This is a genomic window from Tahibacter sp. (assembly GCF_035481375.1).
Classification (GTDB): Bacteria; Pseudomonadota; Gammaproteobacteria; order Xanthomonadales; family Rhodanobacteraceae; genus Tahibacter.
In genome coordinates this window covers 1-3,540 of sequence record NZ_DATIGT010000047.1, presented here as the reverse complement: position 1 = coordinate 3,540, position 3,540 = coordinate 1, and the positions used below count along the sequence as shown (strand labels likewise).

General features: G+C 66.7%; 3 protein-coding genes and 2 pseudogenes. 2 read left to right on the top strand and 3 right to left on the bottom strand.

Annotated features, from left to right (window positions below; all coding sequences use genetic code 11):
- From VLF18_RS03185 to VLF18_RS03175, 3 genes and pseudogenes are all read right to left on the bottom strand, one after another.
- Positions 1-211 (bottom strand): annotated as a pseudogene (locus VLF18_RS03185) (polyketide cyclase); the annotation flags it as partial.
- A 329-nt stretch (positions 212-540) separates the two neighbouring features.
- Complete coding sequence (locus VLF18_RS03180; RefSeq protein ID WP_325278171.1) at positions 541-1,182, bottom strand: response regulator transcription factor; 642 nt, start codon at positions 1,180-1,182, stop codon at positions 541-543.
- Positions 1,179-2,354 (bottom strand): sensor histidine kinase, encoded by a 1,176-nt coding sequence (locus tag VLF18_RS03175; protein WP_325278170.1) that lies wholly within the window; start codon positions 2,352-2,354, stop codon positions 1,179-1,181. Before VLF18_RS03175 ends, VLF18_RS03180 begins: the two co-directional genes overlap by 4 nt.
- A gap of 198 nt (positions 2,355-2,552) precedes the next feature.
- Between VLF18_RS03175 and VLF18_RS03170 the strand changes: the two genes are divergently transcribed.
- Entirely contained in the window at positions 2,553-3,167 is a 615-nt protein-coding gene (locus VLF18_RS03170) for a GNAT family N-acetyltransferase (protein ID WP_325278169.1), read from the top strand.
- Between the two features lie 4 nt (positions 3,168-3,171).
- A pseudogene (minC, locus tag VLF18_RS03165) lies at positions 3,172-3,540 on the top strand (septum site-determining protein MinC); the annotation flags it as partial.

Here is a 3,540-nt window from a genome sequence, read left to right as displayed (position 1 = left end):
GCGTGAACTGCGTGGCCGGATCCAGCATGCGCACCGCACCCCAGTCGGAGAAGCGGCGGAAATTGCTGAGCATGTCGGCGATATGCCGCGTGTTGTGGCTGATTTCGACGGAACGTTCGATGTGACCGGACGACGGCAGCGCCAGTCCGATAATCACGGCCAGCGCGATCACCATGATCGCGGCCACAATGAACTCAAGAATACGCGTCATTCCAGATGTCTCCAGGACCAATCCGTCGGGCGATCCGCGGATCGCCCCAGCCTTTGCACGAGTCGAGAATCAAGAGGCCGGGCACGCGCTGCTGCAGCGCCGACCGGCACACCGAGTCGCGCATGGTACTTGCTCCGGATCACGATGGCTATTACCTGAACCCTGGCATTTCGGCGACTTGACAGCACCGTGCATCGGCTCGCGGAAAACTGTAATTCCTTGTTACGACAAGGAGTTTGCGCGACGGAATGATCGCGGTGCCGGCACGCCTCCCGGCACCGCCGCATCGGTCCCGCAAGCAGCGCAACGCCCTGCCGCAGGACCGGCGTTCAGACGATGCCGAGTTCGAAGGCCTTGAGCACGGCGCGCGTACGGTCGCGCACGCCAAGCTTCGACAGAATGTTCGAGACATGATTCTTGACCGTGCCCTCGGCCACGCCGAGCGAATTGGCGATTTCCTTGTTGCTGTAGCCGCCGGCCATCAGGCGCAGGATCTCGGTTTCGCGCTCGGTCAGCGGATCGGGCCGATCGAGGCTGACGAATTCGTTGTGCATGCGCTCGAGCCCCGACAGCAGGCGCTGGGTTACCACCGGCGCGACGAGCGAACCGCCGGCGGCGACGGTCTTGACCGCATCGACGAGCTGGTCGAGCGAGACGTCCTTGAGCAGATAGCCGCGCGCGCCGGCCTTGAGGCCGGCCAGCACGAGCTGGTCGTCGTCGAACGTGGTCAGGATGATCGTGGCCGGCAGCTGGTTGGCCTGGGCGAGATTGTTGAGCACGTCGATGCCGCTCATGCCGGGCATGCGCAGGTCGAGCAGCACGACGTCGGGCTTCTTCTGGGGAATCATCTCGATCGCCTGCACGCCGTCGGCGGCCTCGGCGATCACGCGAATGTCGTCGGAAAGCTCGAGCAGGCTGCGGATGCCCTGCCGCACCAGCGTCTGATCGTCCACCAGCAGTACCGAAATCATGCAGTCGTCTCCAGGGGCAGCCAGGCATCGAGGGTGAATCCCCGGTCCCGCGCCGTCGTGATGTCCAGTCGCCCGCCGAACTGGGCGAGCCGTTCGCGCATGCCGGCAAGGCCGTTGCCGGGTCTGAGATTGTCGCTGCCGCGGCCGTCGTCGCGGGCGTGGATGGCGATCTCGCCGTCCTTCTGCTCGAAGCGCAGCCACAGCGACCGCGCGCCGGAATGGCGCACGGTGTTCGTGATGATTTCCTGCGCGCAGCGCAGCAGCACCTGCGCGCGATGCGGATCGTCGACGCCGAAGCGCGGCGGCAGTTCCAGCCGGATGTCGAGCTGCGGAACGCCTTCGATCAGCGTGTTCAATGCCTGGGTCAGGTCGATGCGGTCGTCGTCGCGCATCTGACTGACGACTTCGCGCACGTCGCCGAGCAGCAGCTTCGCGACCGACTGCGCCTTGCGCACGTGTTCCTGCGCGGGCTGCTGCACGAGATGGCTCGCGACTTCGAGGTTCAGGCTGAGCGCGGTCAGATGGTGGCCGACGAGGTCGTGGAGTTCGCGCGCGATGCGCAGACGCTCGGCGATGCGGCTGGATTCGGCCAGCAGCGCGCGCGTCGCGCGCAGTTCGGAATTGAGGCGGCGCTGCTCCTCGCGCGCCTCGCCCTGCTGCTTGGCGATCAGCGACGTGAAGAACACGAGTGCGGAAATGCCGAGATAGAGGCTCGACTGCAGGATCGCGTCGCCGATGGTCCAGCCCGGATTGCTCGCGAACACCGGCACCAGCACGTAGTTCTGCGCGACCATGCAGATCAGCGCGACGCGCAGCGGCATGAGCCAGGGCAGCAGCATCGACTGCACGACGAGCAGCATCGCGCTGAGTCCGCTCTGGCTGTACCAGCCGATCGCGACCGCGAGCGTGACGAGCACGACGAGCAGCGCGAGCTTGAGCGGCACGAAACGCCGGCTGCCCAGCTTGAGCAGCAGCAGCCAGAACACCACGCCGAACGCCGCATAGCAGATCACCCAGGCCGACAGGTGCCACAGCGGACGCTGGTCGGCGATCAGCTCGTTCACGAGACTTTCGTAGCGCAGCAGCGGCATGCCCGCCGACACGTACGTGAACAGCCCCGCGTAGCGCATCAGGCGGATGTGATTGATCTGGGCGATCTGCATGGCGCGCATGATAGGCGTCCGCGCGCTGCCCGCGTACATGCCCGAAGTCAGGCTCGCGCGGCGGCCGGGGCCGCGTCCCGGCCCGCGGCGTTGCGCGGAAAAGCGCTCCCGCGGCGCATCATGGCCAGTCCGGCAGGCCCATGCGATACTTCCGCAATCCGCGGGCCGCCATCGGTAGGCCGCCCCGCTACACCGCTGGAGCAACGAATGGCTATCGCCATCCGCGACGTGCGCGAGCACGAGCTGGATTCCGTCCTTGCATTGAACAACGCCGCCGGACCGACCATCCTTGCCCTGGATTCGACGCGAATCCGCTGGTTTTTCGACAACGCCGACTACTTCCGCATCGCCGACGTCGACGGCCACGTCGCCGGATTCCTGATCGCGATGCGCGAAACCAGCGATCATGAAAGTCCCAATTTCCGCTGGTTCCGCGAACGATTCGCGGCGTTCGTCTATATCGACCGCATCGTCATCGCCAAGCCCTACCGCGGCCTCGGCCTCGGCCGCGTCTTCTATGCCGACGCGACGAGCTATGCCGAGGTCCGCGTGCCGGTGCTGTCGTGCGAGGTCTTTCTCGAGCCGCGCGACGACGTCTCGGTGCTGTTTCACGGTACCTACGGCTTCCAGGAAGTCGGCCAGCAGATCATGCCGGGGCTCGGCAAGCGCGTGAGCCTGCTCGCGAAGAACCTGCCGAGCTTCGACTTCGTCCGCACCACCTACCTCGAAGGCACGACGGGCCAGTTGCCGAACCAGCCCTGGCTCGCGGAACGCCGCCGCGCCGCACAGAACTCGCCGCTGCGTGCCGCGGGCGGAATCTGAGCGCATGAGCCGGCCGCTGCCCAGTTTCGAACCGGTGGGAGAGCTCAAGTTCGGCCAGGTCGGCATCGCGAACCTGCGCCTGAAGAGCCTCGACGACGACACGCTCGCGCAGGAACTCCGGCAGAAGCTCGACACCGCGCCGCACCTGTTCCAGCGCGCGCCGGTCGTGCTCGATCTGAGCCACCTGCCGCAGCTGCCCGACGCCGATCGCGTGCGCGCCGTGCTGGCGACGGTCCGCGCGAGCGGCATGCTGCCGGTCGGCCTCGCCTACGGCACGAGCGAGAACGAGGCGCTCGCGCGCGCGCTCGATCTGCCGCTGTTCGCGAAATTCCGCGCCGCCTACGAAACGGCAGGCGGTGCGGCCGAGACGCCG

What these genes read in the sequence shown, in the direction of transcription:
- VLF18_RS03175 (WP_325278170.1), bottom strand. Translation starts at nt 2,354, where the DNA reads ATGCGCGCCATGCAGATCGCCCAGATCAATCACATCCGCCTGATGCGC.
- VLF18_RS03170 (WP_325278169.1), top strand. Translation starts at nt 2,553, where the DNA reads ATGGCTATCGCCATCCGCGACGTGCGCGAGCACGAGCTGGATTCCGTC.
- VLF18_RS03180 (WP_325278171.1), bottom strand. Translation starts at nt 1,182, where the DNA reads ATGATTTCGGTACTGCTGGTGGACGATCAGACGCTGGTGCGGCAGGGC.